Below are 1,213 nucleotides of genomic sequence, written 5' to 3' on the forward strand. Positions count from 1 at the left end.
CAACAAAGAACTAAGGTAAAATCCTAGTACTTTTAAGCTAATTTCGACATATAATTTTCCTGGTAATAGGTTCCTGATTTTGCAATTGCAAATGCTTGCTTTAGCAGCTTATTACATACTGCTATCAATGCTAGCTTCTTGCTTTTCCCCTTCTCCACTATACGCTCATAGAGTTCCCTGCAAGCCTTGTTGGACCTACAGGCAGTGAAGCTACACATGAATAGTAAGTTCCGAAGTTTTCGATTCCCTACTTTACTGATCCTACTTCTTCCTCTTACACTGGTTCCGGATTGCCTGATCGTGGGAGTAATTCCGGTAAAACAGCAAAGCTGTCTGGCATTCTCAAAACTGGTAAATCCGTCTGTAAGAACAATTAGGAGCATGGCCGTTTTCTTTCCCATTCCCGGAATGCTGGTCAAATGTTCCAGTTGTTCTTCCTGGGTTTCTTTGACTAAGGCTTCCAGCTTTGCTTCGATCTGCGCTAATTCCTTCTCTAACTGCTTTAGTGAACGATTCAGAGATCGAGTGACTGTCTTCGAAGGTGTACCGAGGGCTTTTTCTCCATGGACCTTATTCTTCAAGGCAGTACGTTGTTTCAGATAAAGATCCTGAAGACTCAGCAATTGCAAACATTCTGCCTGAACAGCATTCCTGGCGGTATACAAGGGAACCTTTGTAGCCTGTGCATATTCACAGATAGCTTTGGCATCGCTCTTATCGGTCTTGATCTTAGAGAGCTTCATCTGGATAAAACGTTTGACAGAAAGTGGATTTACAACCGATACCGTGATCCCCTTCTCATAGAGATACTGGGCTAACCGGTAATGGTAATAACCAGTGGCTTCCATCACTACAAGGCTATCTTTCTGAATAAACTTCAGTAAACCTTTAAAGCCTTTCAAGTCATTAGAGAACTGATCATGCTTACCTTCCTGGTCAACTACATCAAAGAATGATTTACTGATATCTACTCCATAAAAATGTTTAATTTTATTCATGACTTTAAATTTGGAAAGAACAGCTACTTTGGTTTCATCGACTTTAAAACGAGATCCAGGTCTCACAGAACTAAACGAAATTGAAGTAGAAAAGAGAGGGGATTATCATTGTTGACGGAATCTTTGAGTTCCCACGGTTCATTTAATCTTATTCCTCTCTTTAGTTCTTTCTGTTTATACAATCAAAATTTAGAAAAATTAAACTTAAGACGGTT

General features: G+C 39.7%; 1 protein-coding gene. It reads right to left on the minus strand.

The window, feature by feature from the left end; all coding sequences use genetic code 11:
• Positions 1-32 precede the first annotated feature (32 nt).
• Positions 33-998 carry an IS110 family RNA-guided transposase gene (locus ACNKXS_RS15075; RefSeq protein ID WP_417921598.1) on the minus strand — a complete coding sequence of 322 codons (966 nt, stop codon included), beginning with the start codon at positions 996-998 and terminating at the stop codon, positions 33-35.
• Positions 999-1,213: the final 215 nt, after the last annotated feature.

It is taken from the genome of Christiangramia marina (assembly GCF_048285865.1).
Lineage (GTDB): Bacteria > Bacteroidota > Bacteroidia > Flavobacteriales > Flavobacteriaceae > Christiangramia > Christiangramia marina.

What these genes read in the sequence shown, in the direction of transcription:
- ACNKXS_RS15075 (WP_417921598.1), bottom strand. Translation starts at nt 998, where the DNA reads ATGAATAAAATTAAACATTTTTATGGAGTAGATATCAGTAAATCATTC.